The organism is Erwinia sp. HDF1-3R (assembly GCF_039621855.1).
In the GTDB taxonomy this organism is placed as follows: domain Bacteria; phylum Pseudomonadota; class Gammaproteobacteria; order Enterobacterales; family Enterobacteriaceae; genus Erwinia.
In genome coordinates, this window is sequence record NZ_CP155071.1 from 3,603,271 (window position 1) to 3,620,149 (window position 16,879).

Consider the following 16,879-nt stretch of genomic DNA (forward strand, 5'->3'; position numbering starts at 1 on the left):
ACAGGGTGTGAATCCGGCCATAGAGCCCCGGTTGGCGCATCCCGGCGGTCTGCTTATCTGCTGACTCCACCCGTAGCACCATTTGGAACCGCTATCGCGGAGATGGGTCCTCGTCCGGCTTAGTCGGCGGGATCGGCTCAACGCTTTCGCACAAATCCTGTAGCGCGCAGGGCTGGCTGATAAAGTCGCCCTGCAGGTAGTCCACCCCCAGCAGACGCAGCAGCCGCTCGGCCTCTTCCGACTCCACGCCCGAGGCGATAACCTGCATACGCTTTAGCCGGGCTATCATGCAGATGGACTCAATAATTTGATAATTCAGGCTGCTGCTAAGCATATTGCTGACAAAGGTGGGGCTGATTTTCAGCATATCCATCTGCACCTCTTCCAGCTGGTTATAGCTGGCATAGCCGCTGCCAAAATTGTTAATTGCCAGCCGACAGCCGAGATGCCGAAGCTGAGTGATTGAGCGGTTTCCCCAGCTGTAGTCGGTCAGCATGGGCGACTCTTCCACTTCAATAATCAGCTGCCAGGGCTCAACGCCATACTCCTGCATAAAAACCTGCAGTTCGCGGGCCAGCTGTGGCCGACACAGGCTGGAGGCGAAGAGCCGGATGGCAAAGCGTACGCCCGGCAGTTTTTCCCTGTGGCGCTGTATAAAAGCCAGCGCCATCATGATTACCTGACGGTCTGCTTCCCACGTCAGGCCAAATTCATTGATAACGGGTATTAAACGCGAATATTCGACCCACCCGCCATAGCGGTCCGCCATCTGAGGCCGGATTTCGTAATAATCATCGCCGCGAACGCCAGCGATCTTTTGCACCATCAGCTGAAAACCGCCATGTTTAAGCGCGGTCTGCGTATCATTCAGCAACGCGATCTTTTCAGCAACCTGCCGCTGTGCCGTCTGCCCCCGACGCTGCTGTAGGTTTTCCGCGACGCCACTGCGCAGTGAAACCTCTGCCATGGCGCTTAACTCACCCAGCAGCTCATGCAGATGGTTGACCGGTGGCCGGACGCTACAGTAGCTCAGTCCCACGGCCGGATGGATCGGCAGGCCATCCCAGCTAAGCTGATAATCTTTCAGTCTTACCGCAACATTCTCAATGCGCTCAACATGGTGGTCATAATTCAGACGCATCACCAGATCGAAACCCGGCAGCTGATAGACGTCCTCCCCCGGCTGTAATTCAGGCATCAGATGGATAGCAAGGCTGCGTTTATACTGGATGCGCATCTGTAGCCCGTAAGTTCTGCTCAGGCGGTCCAGATCAGGAATACTCAGGAAGCAGAGCGTTGAACGCGGGCTCTCTGCCAGATCCTGCGCCAGCGCGCGCAGGTTAGGCAGCCTGAACACCGGGTCGCTGAGCGAGGCGCGTTTTACCCTCGCCAGTGCGAAGCGCTGCCGCGTACTGATACTCGCCATCAGCAGGATAGTCAGCGTAAACACCAGCATATTGACGGAGATGACCGCCAGATGGTGGGGGTCCGTCTCCGGAGAGAGAAAGCGATCGCGCAGCTGGTAAATGCAGAGTAAGAGCATCGCCCAGCTTAGGGAGGTAATAAGATAGCCGAAGCGCACGGCAGACCACAGCATCAGCGGCAGAAAAAGGGGCAGACCATAATCCGTATTCAGCAGGTTTTCATCGGCCTGTTCGAACTGTAGCTGCACCCCCAGCAGAAAGATCAGCAGGCCGGCCCACAGCGTCAGCTCAGCCTTACTGACGCCCGTGGCCATTTGCCTTACGGCCCGACGGGCGAGCAGGCTAATAAACGCTGGCTTGCGAATGCTGCGTATTACAAAGTAGCACAGCTGGATCATCACCAGGCAGGAGAGCAGCACTGACTGATAATTAAGCAGCGTGTGCAGCGACAGGGCTGAACGGGAAAATACGGAGTGATTAAACGGTGTCAGCCCCAGCAGCGTCATTACATGCATAGTGAACACAAACAGCGTGGGCGTCATAAATGCCAGCCAGAACAGGCGAACTGACATCATGCGGAATTCTCCGTAATCCACCCCCCAGCGCTGGCGACTATGTAAACGGTAGCCCGCCCAGCACAGCATCAGAACGGTAAGGAAAACAGCGACAATGACGCTGGCCGTAAGCAGGTTGTAGCGAAAAAAGTAGTAGCTGGCTAACCCCAGCGCGATGCCCGGAAAAGCGGCCCAGTCATAAACCAGCAGCATCGCCACCAGCATTGCCAGCGGAAGATAAATCAGATACACGTAGCCATCCGCCATCCACAGCCGGATGGAGAGCTGGGTACACAGCGGCATCAGGATCAGCGGAAGTAGCAGGGGTAATCCCAGTCTGCTGTGATAAAAATATTTGAACCAGTGGGTAATTCTCATTGGGCTCGATATGCTGTGCGAAAATAACGATTCCCCGGGCGGGCTGCCTGACGGGGGACACTCTTTTGCGCGCCATGGTAAAGTCTATCAACTACTATAACTTGATCTAAGTCAAATTAGTGCAATTTTCATCCACATCAGTTTTTACCTTTGCGTGAATCCGCGCTTATTCAGCCACTCCCCGTGAGCCTCTGCGATCTCACCCTTTATTGACTCGTTTTCATTGATCAAATCACGCGACTGTGTCTAAATTGCACTATTGCCCGCATGGGCTAACCTCAGGACAAACTGCGTGAACAGGGCTATGCCATTACCCCGACGTAAAAAAACCAGCCGGATGACCCTCATCGTACTGCTGGTGAGTTTTATTCTTCTTGCCGCCAGACTCATTTTTGTAATCCCGGGCGCTATTGAGCATCATCAACAGAAACAGCACGACGCTCCCGTACCTACCGTCATAGCGAAATAGCTGCATGAGTAACCGTTTACGCCTCTGAATAGCTGCATGAGTAACCGTTTGCACGTCTGGTGACGCAAAAAAAACGGGCTTAGTCGCGGCTAAGGCCATATTGCGCAATACTTATCCCCCCGACTTTCTTTTGCCAGACACAAGGGAATTTTTATGTCTGTAGCTTTATCTCACGCCCAGCAGCTCTCTGAAATACGCAGTCGTATTCTCAACCTGCTGCTGAACGATGGCGATCTGGTCGATACGCTGCTTGGACGTCCACTGAAAGAGTCCCCTGCCGATGCCAAAGCGCATCAGGAGCAGGCTGAAGAGATCGCCCAGTATATCCCACTGCTGCACGCGGCTGACCTTGCCGACCTGCTGGAAGCGCTCCCCGAAGAGGAGCGCCTGGCGCTGTGGCAGCTGATCGGCACCGATCGCCGTGGACGCGTCCTGATCGAAGCCTCCGAAAGCGTCTGGGAAAGCCTGATTGAAGAGATGAGCGACCGCGATCTGCTGCGCGCCATTGAACCTCTGGATATCGACGAACAGGTCCACCTTGCTAAATATCTGCCGCGCGATTTAACCGGCCGCCTGCTCACCTCTCTGGAACCGTCACTCCGCTCCCGCGTGCTGGAAGTGATGGATTTCGACCGCGATCGCGTGGGTCGCATTATGGATTTCAATCTGATCACCGTTCGGGCAGATATTACCCTGGGGACCGTTCAGCGCTTTTTGCGCCGCAGAAAAGTGATCCCGGACGGGACGGATAAAATTTTTATCACCGATAAAAACAATATGCTGCTGGGTGAGGTTACGCTCACGGATATCCTGCTCAATACGCCGAAAATGAAGGTCTTCGACGTTATGAATGCCAGGCCGACCACCTTTCTGATTAATGACAAGGCAGAGGATGCCGCAGGGGCATTTGAGCGCTATAACCTGATCTCCGCAGCGGTGATTGATATTAAAGGAAAGCTGATGGGGCGCGTCACCGTCGAGGAAATTGTAGACCTGGTGAATGAAGAGAGCGACAGCAATATCCGTAAAATGGGTGGCGTAAACCCGGATGAGGATGTGTTTGCCCCGGTCAGAAAAGCCGTACGCACGCGCTGGACGTGGCTGGCCGTCAATCTCTGCACCGCGTTTGTTGCCTCGCGGGTGATTGGCCTGTTTGAAGATACCATCTCTCAGCTGGTGGCGCTGGCGACGCTGATGCCAATCGTGGCGGGCATTGGGGGGAACACCGGTAATCAGACCATCACCATGATTGTCCGTGCACTGGCGCTGCATCAGGTCGAACCGGGTAACTTCTCCTTCCTGATTGGCCGCGAGCTGGGCGTCGCACTGATTAACGGGCTGTGCTGGGGAGGCATTATGGGTGGCGTCACCTGGGCGATGTACGGCAACCCGGAGCTGGGCGGCGTCATGATGCTGGCAATGGTGCTAAATTTGCTGCTGGCGGCGCTGATGGGCGTCCTTATCCCACTGATTATGACCAAACTCAAGCGCGATCCCGCCGTTGGCTCCAGCGTATTGATTACCGCCCTGACCGATACCGGCGGATTTTTTATCTTCCTGGGTCTGGCAACGATCTTCCTGCTGCACTGATTTTCCGGCAGCCTTCAGGGCTGCCGGGGTTCTCCTTACTATCGGACCGGGAGCAGCTCGCTACTTACTCGCGCGGCGCCCTCCACCGGACGCTAAGATCGCTTTCTGATGGCGGCTCATTCACCCTGCGGCATAAAAACAAAAAAGCCCACAGTGACGCGGGCTTAGAGATGTTTTACTGCATATACGTGCAGGCTGTTGCCAGACGCTAAATCATTCCCACTCAATCGTCGCCGGCGGCTTACCGGAGATATCGTAAACGACGCGGGAGATACCGTCGATTTCGTTGATGATGCGGTTAGAAACGCGACCCAGGAACTCGTAAGGCAGATGCGCCCAGTGGGCGGTCATAAAGTCGATGGTTTCCACCGCGCGCAGGGAAACGACCCAGTCGTATTTACGACCGTCGCCCATGACGCCGACGGAACGTACCGGCAGGAACACGGTAAAAGCCTGGCTAACCTTGTTGTACAGGTCGGCTTTATGCAGCTCTTCAATAAAAATGGCATCTGCACGACGCAGCAGATCGCAGTACTCTTTCTTTACTTCGCCCAATACGCGCACGCCCAGACCCGGCCCCGGGAACGGATGACGGTAGAGCATGTTGTACGGCAGGCCCAGCTCCAGGCCGATTTTGCGCACTTCATCTTTAAACAGCTCTTTCAGCGGCTCAACCAGGCCCAGCTTCATCTCTTTCGGCAGGCCACCGACGTTGTGGTGCGACTTGATCACGTGGGCTTTACCCGTCGCGGAAGCGGCCGATTCAATCACATCCGGATAGATGGTGCCCTGCGCCAGCCATTTCACCTCGGTCAGGCGGGTTGCCTGCTCGTCGAACACTTCCACAAACACGCGACCAATGGTCTTGCGTTTCGCTTCCGGTTCGTCAATGCCCGCCAGCGCGTCCAGAAAACGTGCCTCGGCTGGAACGTGAACAATGTTCAGGCCGAAATGGTCGCCAAACATATCCATAACCTGTTCGGCTTCGTTAAGGCGCAGCAGGCCATTATCGACAAACACGCAGGTCAGACGATCGCCGATGGCGCGATGCAGCAGCATGGCGGTAACCGATGAATCCACCCCGCCGGACAGGCCAAGGATCACCTTGTCATTGCCGACCTGCTCACGCAGGCGATCGACGGTATCCTCGATGATTTTTGCCGGCGTCCACAGCATTTCGCACTGGCAGATATCGCGTACGAAACGCTCCAGCAGGCGCAGCCCCTGGCGCGTGTGGGTCACTTCCGGGTGGAACTGCACGCCGTACATACGCTTCTCTTCGTTAGCCATAATGGCAAACGGGCAGGTCTCGGTGCTGGCAACGGTGACGAAGTCTGACGGGATGGCGGTAACCTTGTCGCCGTGGCTCATCCAGACGTCCAGCAGAGGTTTACCCGCCTCGCTGAGCGAGTCTTCGATATCGCGGGTTAGCGCGCTTTCCACCGCCAGTTCTACCTGCGCATAACCGAATTCACGCTCGCTTGACCCTTCTACCTTGCCGCCCAGCTGGAGCGCCATGGTCTGCATGCCGTAGCACACGCCCAGTACCGGAACGCCGGCGGTGAACACATATTCTGGCGCACGCGGGCTGCCATGTTCGGTGGTGCTTTCCGGGCTACCGGAAAGAATGATGCCGTTCGGGTTGAACTGGCGGATCTGCTCTTCGGTAACGTCCCAGGCCCAGAGCTCACAGTAAACGCCCAGCTCACGCACGCGGCGCGCAACCAGCTGCGTATATTGAGAACCGAAATCGAGGATCAGTATGCGATGTTTATGAATATTTTCCGTCGTCATTTAAGGCGTTTTCCGGCAAAGAAATGAATATAAAAATCGATCGGTTCTGTACGGCAGGTGACAACCAGGGGTTTTACTCGTCGCGCCGTGGACAGATGATCAATAAGCAATGCGGACGGCGAACGGCAGCACGCTGAGCCGTTCGCCGCAGCCATATCAGGAGCCCATGCGGTAGTTCGGAGACTCTTTAGTGATGGTCACATCGTGCACGTGGCTTTCCGAGATCCCGGCGCCGCTGATGCGAACAAACTCCGCTTTAGTACGCAGTTCGTCGATAGTAGCACAGCCGGTCAGGCCCATACAGGAACGCAGGCCGCCCATCTGCTGGTGAACGATCTCTTTCAGCAGGCCCTTATAGGCCACGCGGCCTTCAATCCCTTCCGGCACCAGCTTATCCGCGGCGTTATCGGTCTGGAAATAGCGATCCGACGAGCCTTTGGACATCGCGCCCAGTGAACCCATGCCGCGATAGGATTTGAAAGAGCGTCCCTGATAAAGCTCGATCTCGCCCGGTGACTCATCGGTCCCGGCCAGCATCGAACCGACCATCACCGCCGAGGCGCCCGCGGCAATCGCTTTCGCAATATCGCCGGAGAAGCGGATACCGCCGTCAGCAATAACCGGGATCCCGGTTCCTTCCAGTGCCTCTACCGCGTCAGACACGGCGGTGATCTGCGGTACGCCCACGCCAGTCACAATACGCGTGGTACAGATTGAGCCAGGGCCGATGCCGACTTTCACCGCGCTCACGCCCGCTTCTACCAGCGCCAGCGCGCCAGCACCGGTCGCCACGTTACCGCCCACGATTTGCAGATCGGGGTATTTGGCGCGCGTTTCGCGAATACGCTGAAGTACGCCTTCGGAGTGGCCGTGTGAAGAGTCAATCAGCAGCACATCCACACCTGCCGCGACCAGCGCGTCCACGCGCTCTTCGTTACCGGCACCGGCGCCAACGGCGGCACCCACGCGCAGACGGCCATGTTCGTCTTTACAGGCGTTAGGCTTACGCTCGGCTTTCTGGAAGTCCTTGACGGTGATCATCCCCAGCAGATGGAAGCTATCATCCACCACCAGCGCTTTTTCAACGCGTTTTTCATGCATTTTATGCAGAACAACTTCGCGGGATTCGCCTTCGCGCACGGTCACCAGACGCTCTTTCGGCGTCATCACCGCCGATACCGGCTTGCTTAAGTCGGTGACAAACCGCACGTCACGACCGGTGATGATCCCCACCAGCTCGTTATCATCGTTTACCACCGGGTAACCCGCAAAGCCGTTACGCTGGGTGAGTGCTTTCACCTCGCTCAGCGCGGTCGTCGGCAGCACGGTTTGCGGGTCGGTAACTACGCCGCTTTCGTGCTTCTTCACCTTACGGACTTCTTCTGCCTGGCGTTCGATAGGCATATTCTTGTGAATAAAGCCCAGTCCCCCCTCCTGCGCCAGCGCAATGGCCAGACCCGCTTCGGTAACGGTATCCATAGCAGCGGAGAGCATGGGGATGTTCAGGCGAATGGTTTTAGTGAGCTGGGTGCTGAGGTCGGCCGTGTTAGGTAATACAGTCGAATGAGCGGGAACGAGCAGGACGTCGTCAAATGTCAGGGCTTCTTTAGCGATTCTTAGCATGGCAATATCTCAACCTCAGGGTGCGTGAGAACAATTTAAAATATTGCCGCGGCATTATACAGGCCGTAATCGATTGCCTCCAGCATTATTTACGAAAAAACCTTGATCCCCTCAATGAGCCATGTAGTATCGGTTGATTAACCCTCTGATTTAAAGTTTGATCTTCATCACATGTCGCTACCGCCAACCGCCAATATATTTACCGTCAGCCGTCTTAATACCACGGTGCGTAAGCTGCTGGAGATGGAAATGGGCCAGGTCTGGCTGAGCGCCGAGATCTCCAATTTCTCCCAGCCCTCTTCGGGTCACTGGTATTTCACCCTGAAGGATGATGGTGCCCAGGTGCGCTGCGCTATGTTCCGCAACAGCAACCGCCGCATGACTTTCCGACCGCAAAACGGTCAGCAGGTGCTGGTACGGGCAACCATTACGCTCTATGAACCTCGCGGTGACTATCAGCTGATTGCGGAGAGCATGCAGCCCGCGGGTGACGGTTTACTACAGCAGCAGTTTGAGCAGCTCCGCCAGCGGCTGCTGGGCGAGGGACTCTTTGATCAGCAGGCTAAGCAGCCGCTGCCCGACCCGGCCCGCCAGGTGGGCGTGATTACTTCTGCGACCGGTGCCGCCCTGCATGACGTGCTGAGAGTGCTTCACCGACGCGATCCGTCACTGCCGGTGGTTATCTACCCCACGCCGGTTCAGGGCGCAGACGCGCCCGCCCGCATCGTGCGCGCCATCGAAGTGGCTAACGCGCGCGCGGAGTGTGACGTGCTGATTGTCGGCCGCGGCGGCGGGTCGCTTGAAGATCTCTGGAGCTTTAACGATGAGCGGGTGGCGCGCGCTATTTTTGCCAGCCGCATTCCCATTGTCAGCGCGGTCGGCCACGAGACCGACGTAACCATCGCCGATTTTGTAGCCGATCTGCGCGCGCCCACGCCGTCGGCGGCGGCCGAGCTGGTGAGCCGTAATCAGCTGGAACTGCTGCGCCAGCTGCAAAATCAGCAGCAGCGCCTTGAGATGGCGATGGACTACTACCTGGCCCAGCAGAACCGCACCTTTACCCGTCTGCATCATCGTCTGCAACAGCAACACCCTCAGCTACGTCTGGCTCGCCAGCAGACCGGGCTGATGCGGCTTCAGCGCCGTCTGGATGATGCCATGCAGCTCAGCCTGCGTCAGGCGCGACGTAAGCAGGAAGGCGCGCTACAGCGCCTGAGCGCTTTCCAGCCGCAAAAGCGAATTTATCGTGCGCAGCAGCAGGTTCAGCAGTGGCAGTATCGCCTGCAGCAGGCGATGCAGCAGCAGATGAACGGCAGTAAACAGCGGTTTTCCACGCTGGCCGCCCAGCTGGAAGGCGTCAGTCCGCTGGCGACGCTGGCGCGTGGCTTCAGCGTAACCACCTCCGCAGAAGGCCAGGTGGTGAGAAAAACCCGTCAGGTTCATCAGGGTGACAGGCTGAAGACCCGGCTGGACGACGGCTGGGTTGAAAGCGAAGTGACCGCCATTACCCCACTTAAAGCACGGCGTAAGCCTAAAGGCTGAACGGTACTGTCTGCACAGGGTTAGCAGACAGTGCCATTCACTTCTGGAAAGTTTAAGCATACTTATGATTCGTTAACTATACTTTTTTGACACCTACTGTCGATTAAGGAGTTCCGAATGCATTACGGCGTCATTCCTCCCTATATTTTGCGCAAAATCATTGATAACGGTTCCGATGCTCAGCAGCACTGTGCCAGGCAAACCCTGGTCCACGTTCAGGCCCTGATGGCCGAAGAGTGGATCAAACCTCAGGGTGCGAAAACCGCAGCGGCAGGCAAAGTTCAGCGAGAAATCTACGACGCGCAGCAGAAAGAGACGCTGCCCGGCAAGCTGGTGCGTAGCGAAGGGGCCGCGGCTACCGGCGATGTCGCCACGACCGAAGCCTATGATTATCTTGGCGTCACCTACGATTTTTTCTGGCAGGCCTACCAGCGTAACTCTCTCGATAACAACGGGCTGGTGCTGAAGGGAACCGTTCACTACGGCAAAAATTACCAAAACGCTTTCTGGAACGGACAGCAAATGGTCTTTGGCGATGGCGACGGCCAAATCTTTAATCGCTTCACCATCGCGATTGACGTCGTGGGTCATGAACTCTCTCACGGGGTGACGGAAACTGAAGCCGGACTGATCTATTTCCAGCAGGCTGGCGCGCTGAACGAGTCCCTTTCCGATGTGTTTGGCTCACTGGTGAAACAGTTCCACCTTAAACAAACTGCCGATAGCGCCGACTGGATCATCGGTGAAGGACTGCTGGCAAAAGGCATTAAAGGTAAGGGTCTGCGGTCGATGTCCGAACCAGGGACCGCCTATGACGATCCGCTGCTGGGTAAAGATCCGCAGCCTGCCAATATGAAAGATTACGTCCAGACCCGCGATGATAACGGCGGCGTCCATCTTAACTCCGGTATCCCTAACCGGGCATTCTATCTGGCGGCTAAGGCGCTGGGCGGCCACGCCTGGGAACGCGCGGGCTGGGCCTGGTACGATACCGTGTGTGACAAAAGTCTGCCACAAAATGCCGATTTCAAAACCTTTGCAAAGCTGACCATCCAGCACGGTAAAAAACGTTTTGACCAGTCGGTAGGTCAGGCCATCGAGACCGCCTGGAAACAGGTCGGCGTACTGCCATGAGTTCCCTCCCCGAGCTGAGCGACGACGCCGTAATTGATGTTGCGCGCGAAGGCGGTTTTGCTTTTATTCCCCGGCTGGCAGAGCCGAGGCGCATTACGCTTGCTCAGCTTGATGGCGCGCAAAAACAACACGTGTGCAGTGTGCTTCGCCAGGCACTGGCGTTGGGTACCCCGCCCGGAGAGCAGAGTACTGCCGGACGCGGTGACCAGCGTTATTATCGTATCGAGATTAGCTATGCCACCCCCCAGCGGATTGGCAATATTGTCCTGCAAATCCCGGAAGATCTGGCGCCTCCCGCGCTGGTTCAGCTCTGGCAGCACGGCCAGTAGCCTTTCTGAGGCATAAAAAAGCCCCCGCCATCGCTGGCGGGGGCTTTTTATTATGGGTTACGGGGAATCACTCCCCCACGCGTTATTTATCCAGTGCGTAGGCAATCACGTAGTCACCCCGATCCGGGGACTGACGCGCACCGCCAGCAGAAATCAGGATGTACTGTTTTCCGGTTTTAGGCGATTTGTAGCTGATTGGGCCGCCCTGGCTACCAACCGGCAGGCGTGCTTTCCACACTTCTTTACCGGTGGCAGTATCGAATGCGCGCAGATAGTAATCCTGTGTGCCAGCGATAAACACCAGCCCACCCTGCGTCGCCAGCGTACCGCCCAGCGTTGGCATACCCACCGGCATCTTCACGTGCATTTTGATGCCGAATGGACCGGTATCCTGTACCGTTCCAACCGGTACCTGCCAGACCACTTTACGCGTCTTCAGGTCGACCGCAGAAAGCGTACCAAACGGTGGCTTCTGGCAGGGAATGCCCAGCGGAGACATAAAGCGATTTTTATTTACCGCGTAAGGCGTGCCTTTAAGCGGTACCGCTCCCATACCGGTGTTGATCGCTTCACCGCCGTTGCTACCACGTGAAATCGCCGCGGTGTTGGCTGGGATCATTTGCACCCACAGACCCAGACGCATATCATTCACAAAGATGAGATGGTTATTAGGGTCGGTAGAGAGGCTACCCCAGTTCATGCCGCCCAGCGAGCCCGGGAAGCTAAGCGCTTTATCGGTACCGGGTACGGTATACAGGCCATCATAGCGCATTGATTTAAAGCCAATGCGGCAGGCCAGCTGGTCGAATGGCGTGGCACCCCACATATCAGATTCGGTCAGCGTTTCGGCACCGATCTGCGGCATCCCGACGGACTTAGGCTGGGTGGCAGTATACTGCTCGTTCGGAATGTTCCCTTTCTTAACCGGGAACTCCTTCACTTCGGTCAGCGGCTTACCGGTCAGGCGATCCAGCACGTAGATCTGACCTGCTTTGGTCCCAATAACCACGGCGGGTTTAGTAGTGCCATCTTTTTCCGGGAAGTCGATAAGGCTTGGCTGCATCGGTAAGTCGAAGTCCCACAGATCGTTATGTACGGTCTGATAAACCCATTTCTCTTTACCGGTGGTTGCATCAACGGCCAGAATCGAGGCGCCATATTTGTGGTTAAGCGCGGTACGGGTTGCGCCCCACAGGTCAACGGACGAGCTGCCCATAGGCATAAATACGGTGTTCATGCCGGGATCGTAGGACATCGGGCCCCATGAGTTCGGCGTACTGCGCACGTAGGTTTCGCCGGGCTTCAGCTTAGCCGTTGGGTCATCTTTACCCGGATCGAACGCCCAGCGCATCGCGCCGGTGATCACATCGAAACCGCGAATCACGCCGCCAGGCATATCGGTCTGGACGTTATCCGCTACGCGACCGCCCACCACCACGGTGGTGCCTGCAAGCGTTGGCGCAGAGGTCAGCTGATATTTAGGATCTTCAGCCTGGCCCAGGCCATCTTTCAGATTGACCACGCCGTGGTCGCCAAAGTTCTGGCAGAACTCACCGTTATCGGCGTTGATAGCAATCAGGCGCGCATCAATGGTGTTCATCAGCAGACGACGCTGGCAGGTATCACCTGCTGCCAGTGCAGGCTGAGGAACCGGCGTAGAGCCAGGAACGGTAGGCTGAGTCAGCGGCTTGGTTGCATCAAAGTAAGCCAGACCACGGCAGCGGTTCCAGACTTCCGCCTGAGCGTTAACGACGCGCTTCCAGATCTCTTTACCGGTATCGGCATTAACGGCGATAACGTTGTTATGCGGGGTACAGAGATAGAGCACATCGCCAATCTGTAGCGGCGTCTGCTGATCTTCTGCGCCGTTGCCCGTAGGGCTTTCAGGGATATCACCGGTGTGATAAGTCCAGGCCACCTTCAGATCTTTTACGTTATCGCGGGTAATCTGATCCAGCGCGACGAAGCGGCTGCCGCCCGGCGTGTTACCGTAGTTATCCCAGTTTTTTTGCTCAGCGGCTTTATTAACCGGCACCAGCGGCAGCTCTTTACCGTCAGCAACGGGAGAGTGTGGCTGAAACATCTGCGCGAAGGTGGCGACCATACCGATAGCCACCAGCGCGGCGATGGCCCATGCAGGCTTCGTCGCTGGCGTTTTCCCTTCGCGCTTACGCAGTGCTGGCAGCGTAACCAGCGCCAGCAGCAGGAAGCCCGCCAGCGTCATCAGGCGTGACACCAGCGGCCAGAAATCTATTCCCGCATCCTGCACGGCCCAGATGGCAGAGCCAATAAAGACCAGGACAAAAAGGGTAACGGCAGAGGATTTACGGCGGAAGAATTGAATAGCAGAGAGAACGGTGACGATACCAGCAATCACGAAATACCAGCTGCCACCCAGTGAAACCAGTTTCCCACCACCAATGACAAAGTAGAGGCCGGTTGCAAGGAACAGTAAGCCCAGCACAAAGCACCACAAGCCCAGCCATTTAGATGACGGGGCGTTCGTTTGAGACATGATAAAAATACTCCTGAACTAAATAGGGCCTTAGCACAATCTTCATTCTCTGTCTGTTACCCACACCCGATGACGCGGGACCAGAAAGAAAAGAACATTATTCTTTAGTCGCTTATTTTAATTAACAATTTGATACGGGTCTGCCCCGTTTCTCGCTAACCAATACCGCAGTTTTCGTCCCCTGGTGGAGAACTGTGTCACTCAGCTAACCAAAAAATTGTACCACGCGGTTCATAAAGCTATAAACATAAAATTAACAAATAACACACTTACAGACCAAAAATCCGCTCTGGTAACAGCAGTAATTTCAATGAAATAATAGTTCATATAATCAATAATTCATTTTATCTAAAGAATAATTTCGGTATTTTTCAGTTAAAACAACAAGCGGAATGGCAACCCAGAGCATGGCGGGTAGAAAAGCGATTAATTAACCTTATAATAATTACAGGATTAGCTGCGGCCAGGCTAATGTTTTTCAGGGCGGCTTATTACAAACTGCCTGTTGAGCTATTTATTACCATGATATCTGTCAGGCTATTCCAGCACTGGCATCTTTATGCACTCTGAAGAGTTTGGAATAGTGTAAGCTCAGGAAAATTCTGTATCTGGCAGATAAAAAAAGGGGCCATCAGGCCCCTTCAGGTTTAACGTTTGTTCTTTTTCAGGTGACTCATCAGACGCTTGCGTTTGCGCTGCTGGTTTGGCGTCAGCAGGTTGCGTTTACCGGCAAACGGATTATCGCCCTCTTTGAACTGAATACGGATAGGCGTACCCATCACCTCCAGCGAGCGGCGGAAATAGTTCATCAGATAGCGTTTATACGAATCCGGCAGATCTTTGACCTGGTTACCGTGGATAACCACAATCGGTGGATTGTAGCCACCAGCGTGGGCGTATTTCAGCTTAACGCGACGGCCCTGAACCAGCGGCGGCTGATGGTCGTCAGCGGCCATGTTCATAATACGGGTCAGCATTGACGTATTAACACGCCGGGTTGAACAATCATAGGCTTCGGTAACGGATTCAAACAGGTTACCTACCCCACTGCCGTGTAGCGCAGAGATAAAATGCACGCGGGCGAAGTCGATAAAGCCCAGACGCAGGTCCAGCGCATCTTTCACCTCATCGCGCGCTTCCTGCGTCATGCCATCCCACTTGTTAACCACAATCACCAGTGAGCGACCGCTGTTAAGGATAAAGCCCAGTAGCGACAGATCCTGATCGGAGATACCTTCGCGGGCATCAATGATCAACATCACTACGTTGGCATCTTCGATGGCTTTAAGCGTTTTGATGACCGAAAATTTCTCAACGGTATCGGTAATTTTTCCGCGCTTACGCACACCGGCGGTGTCGATCAGAATATATTCACGACCGTCACGCTCCATGGGAATATAGATACTGTCGCGCGTGGTGCCCGGCATATCGTATACCACCACCCGCTCCTCGCCGAGGATACGGTTCGTCAGCGTCGATTTGCCCACGTTAGGGCGTCCGACGATGGCCAGTTTGATCGGCAGATCGAGAGGGTTAAAGTCATCCTCAGCCTCTTCCTGCGCCTCATCGCTCTCTTCGGCTTCCAGCGCCGCCCAGTAGGCTGCGTTCTCTTCTTCCTCGGTCAGCGGTGCCTGGGGCACCACTTCTTCCATCCACGGCAGGAGGACCATTTCCAGCAGGCTGGTCACGCCACGTCCGTGAGAGGCGGCGATCGGGTGAATTTCACCCAGGCCCAGCGCATAGAAGTCAACCACGGCGGAATCAGGATCCATGCCGTCGGTTTTATTGGCCACCAGAAAGGTGGGTTTCTGCCGCGAGCGCAGATGTTGGGCAATGCCCTGATCGGCAGGCATCAGACCGGCGCGGGCATCGACCATAAACAGCACCACGTCAGCTTCCTCAATCGCCAACAGAGACTGCTCGGCCATGCGCGTTTCCACGCCCTCTTCGTTGCCATCAATACCGCCGGTATCAATGCAAATATACTCCCGCCCTTCGACCTCGGCACGACCGTATTTTCGGTCACGCGTAAGGCCAGGAAAATCCGCCACCAGCGCATCTCGCGTGTGCGTGAGACGGTTAAACAGGGTGGATTTTCCCACATTGGGACGCCCGACCAGCGCGACCACAGGTACCATATTGAAGCCTCATTACAAAAATTAAGCGCCTGACATACACCTTATTCTATACGACAAACAAAGGTTGCTGCCGCAAGGGCTCAGGCTGACGGCGTCAAGAATAACACGCCCAGAGAAAAACGAAACGGCCCCTGACGAATCAGGAGCCGTTACAGAGTGACGATCTAAGAAGGTATTAGCGGGTAAACGCGTAAACTTCGCCGCCCTTCGCCTGAATTAACAGCTTGTCGCTGGCGACTACTGGCTCGGTCTGGAAGCCGGAGCTGTCGACTTTCTGCTGGGCAACGAAACGCCCATCGTCAGTGTTGATCCAGTGCAGATAGCCTTCGCTGTCGCCAACCACAATATAACCGTTGAAGAGCACCGGTGAGGTCAGGTTACGGTGCAGCAGATCGCTTTGACGCCAGACCGTTACGCCCCCTTCCGTGCTCAGAGCCACCACGCGGTCGTCCTGATCAACCAGGTAGATACGGCCCGCATCAACGATCATATCGTGTACAGAGCCGATTTCACGCTTCCACAGGATCTGGCCGGAGCGGAGATCCAGCGCGCTGAGATTGCCATTATAGGCCAGCGCATAGACCACGCCGTTCAGGACGATTGGGGTGGTATCCACGTCGGACAGACGGTCAATTTCCGTTGCGCCAGTCGGCTGGGAAATACGCTGCTGCCAGATAATCTGGCCCTGATTCATCATCACCGCGCTGACGCGTCCGTTGTCACCGCCCACAATAGCCGCACCGAAGGCGGTCGCGGGTGCTGACTCACCGCGCAGCGACAGGGCTGGCACGTCAAGGTTGACCGTCCATTTCACCGCGCCGTTGGTCTGGTCCAGACCCTGCAACATACCGTTGCTGGTGTGGATCAGCACCAGGCCATCACTGACCACCGGACGTGAGAGCACTTCACCGGCCGCTTTAGCCTGCCAGGCAATGGAGCCGTCGCTGCTGTTTAAGGCATAAACCTGTGCGCGTTCGCTGCCGACGTAGACGTGTCCACCGTCGACGGTCACGCCACCGGAGAGCAGCGCGGGATGATTTTTAGAGAAAAAGCCGGTTTTTTCTGACAGATCGACTTTCCACTGCTCTTTGCCATCACCCGCGTTTAGCGCTTTGACGATGCCGAAGCGATCGGCCGCATAAACGGTACTGTCTGCCCAGGTCGGATGCAGGTTGGAGTAGAAATCACCTACGCCGTCACCGACCGACGTGCTCCAGACTTTTTCCGGGGTAAACTGATTTTCTACTTTTGGCAGCGGCGACATTTTGACCACGTCTTCTTCGCCGCTAAACCATGAACATCCGCTAAGTAAGGTGACTGAGATCAGTCCCGGCAGAAGTATCTTACGCAATTCCATGAAATCCCTCTTGAGCCTGTTTGAGGCAATTT

The 16,879-nt window shown here is 55.7% G+C and carries 11 protein-coding genes; 5 read left to right on the forward strand and 6 right to left on the reverse strand.

What is annotated here, in order from left to right:
- Positions 1-91: 91 nt before the first annotated feature.
- Positions 92-2,356, reverse strand: a complete 2,265-nt coding sequence (locus tag AAGR22_RS16295; RefSeq protein ID WP_345828546.1) for an EAL domain-containing protein — start codon at positions 2,354-2,356, stop codon at positions 92-94.
- A gap of 292 nt (positions 2,357-2,648) precedes the next feature.
- Here AAGR22_RS16295 and AAGR22_RS16300 point away from each other — a divergent pair, with 292 nt between their 5' ends.
- Both AAGR22_RS16300 and mgtE read left to right on the forward strand, forming a co-directional pair.
- On the forward strand, positions 2,649-2,825 hold the full coding sequence (locus AAGR22_RS16300) for a YfgG family protein (RefSeq protein ID WP_073981032.1): 177 nt from the start codon (positions 2,649-2,651) through the stop codon (positions 2,823-2,825).
- A gap of 153 nt (positions 2,826-2,978) precedes the next feature.
- The gene (gene mgtE / locus AAGR22_RS16305) at positions 2,979-4,415 is read left to right on the forward strand and encodes a magnesium transporter (RefSeq protein WP_067708043.1); all 1,437 of its coding nucleotides are present in this window, start codon (positions 2,979-2,981) and stop codon (positions 4,413-4,415) included.
- Between the two features lie 213 nt (positions 4,416-4,628).
- Here the strand turns inward: mgtE and guaA are convergent, their stop codons facing one another.
- Positions 4,629-6,209 (reverse strand): glutamine-hydrolyzing GMP synthase, encoded by a 1,581-nt coding sequence (gene guaA / locus AAGR22_RS16310; protein WP_345828548.1) that lies wholly within the window; start codon positions 6,207-6,209, stop codon positions 4,629-4,631.
- A gap of 156 nt (positions 6,210-6,365) precedes the next feature.
- Positions 6,366-7,832 (reverse strand): IMP dehydrogenase, encoded by a 1,467-nt coding sequence (gene guaB / locus AAGR22_RS16315; protein WP_345828550.1) that lies wholly within the window; start codon positions 7,830-7,832, stop codon positions 6,366-6,368.
- Positions 7,833-8,003: 171 nt separating this feature from the next.
- Between guaB and xseA the strand changes: the two genes are divergently transcribed.
- The 3 genes from xseA to AAGR22_RS16330 all read left to right on the forward strand — a co-directional run bounded on the left by xseA (position 8,004) and on the right by AAGR22_RS16330 (position 10,837).
- Entirely contained in the window at positions 8,004-9,374 is a 1,371-nt protein-coding gene (xseA, locus tag AAGR22_RS16320; protein ID WP_345828551.1) for an exodeoxyribonuclease VII large subunit, read from the forward strand.
- A 117-nt stretch (positions 9,375-9,491) separates the two neighbouring features.
- Positions 9,492-10,508: a M4 family metallopeptidase gene (locus tag AAGR22_RS16325; protein WP_067708024.1), complete on the forward strand. Its 1,017-nt coding sequence runs from the start codon at positions 9,492-9,494 to the stop codon at positions 10,506-10,508.
- Positions 10,505-10,837, forward strand: a complete 333-nt coding sequence (locus tag AAGR22_RS16330; RefSeq protein ID WP_067708022.1) for a protealysin inhibitor emfourin — start codon at positions 10,505-10,507, stop codon at positions 10,835-10,837. Before AAGR22_RS16325 ends, AAGR22_RS16330 begins: the two co-directional genes overlap by 4 nt.
- A gap of 82 nt (positions 10,838-10,919) precedes the next feature.
- Here AAGR22_RS16330 and AAGR22_RS16335 read toward each other — a convergent pair whose 3' ends face one another.
- From AAGR22_RS16335 to bamB, 3 genes are all read right to left on the reverse strand, one after another.
- The gene (locus AAGR22_RS16335) at positions 10,920-13,352 is read right to left on the reverse strand and encodes a glucose/quinate/shikimate family membrane-bound PQQ-dependent dehydrogenase (RefSeq protein WP_345828555.1); all 2,433 of its coding nucleotides are present in this window, start codon (positions 13,350-13,352) and stop codon (positions 10,920-10,922) included.
- A 647-nt stretch (positions 13,353-13,999) separates the two neighbouring features.
- Positions 14,000-15,490, reverse strand: coding sequence for a ribosome biogenesis GTPase Der (gene der / locus AAGR22_RS16340; RefSeq protein WP_067708015.1), 1,491 nt, complete (start codon positions 15,488-15,490; stop codon positions 14,000-14,002).
- Positions 15,491-15,665: 175 nt separating this feature from the next.
- Entirely contained in the window at positions 15,666-16,847 is a 1,182-nt protein-coding gene (gene bamB, locus AAGR22_RS16345; RefSeq protein WP_067708012.1) for an outer membrane protein assembly factor BamB, read from the reverse strand.
- Positions 16,848-16,879 lie beyond the last annotated feature (32 nt).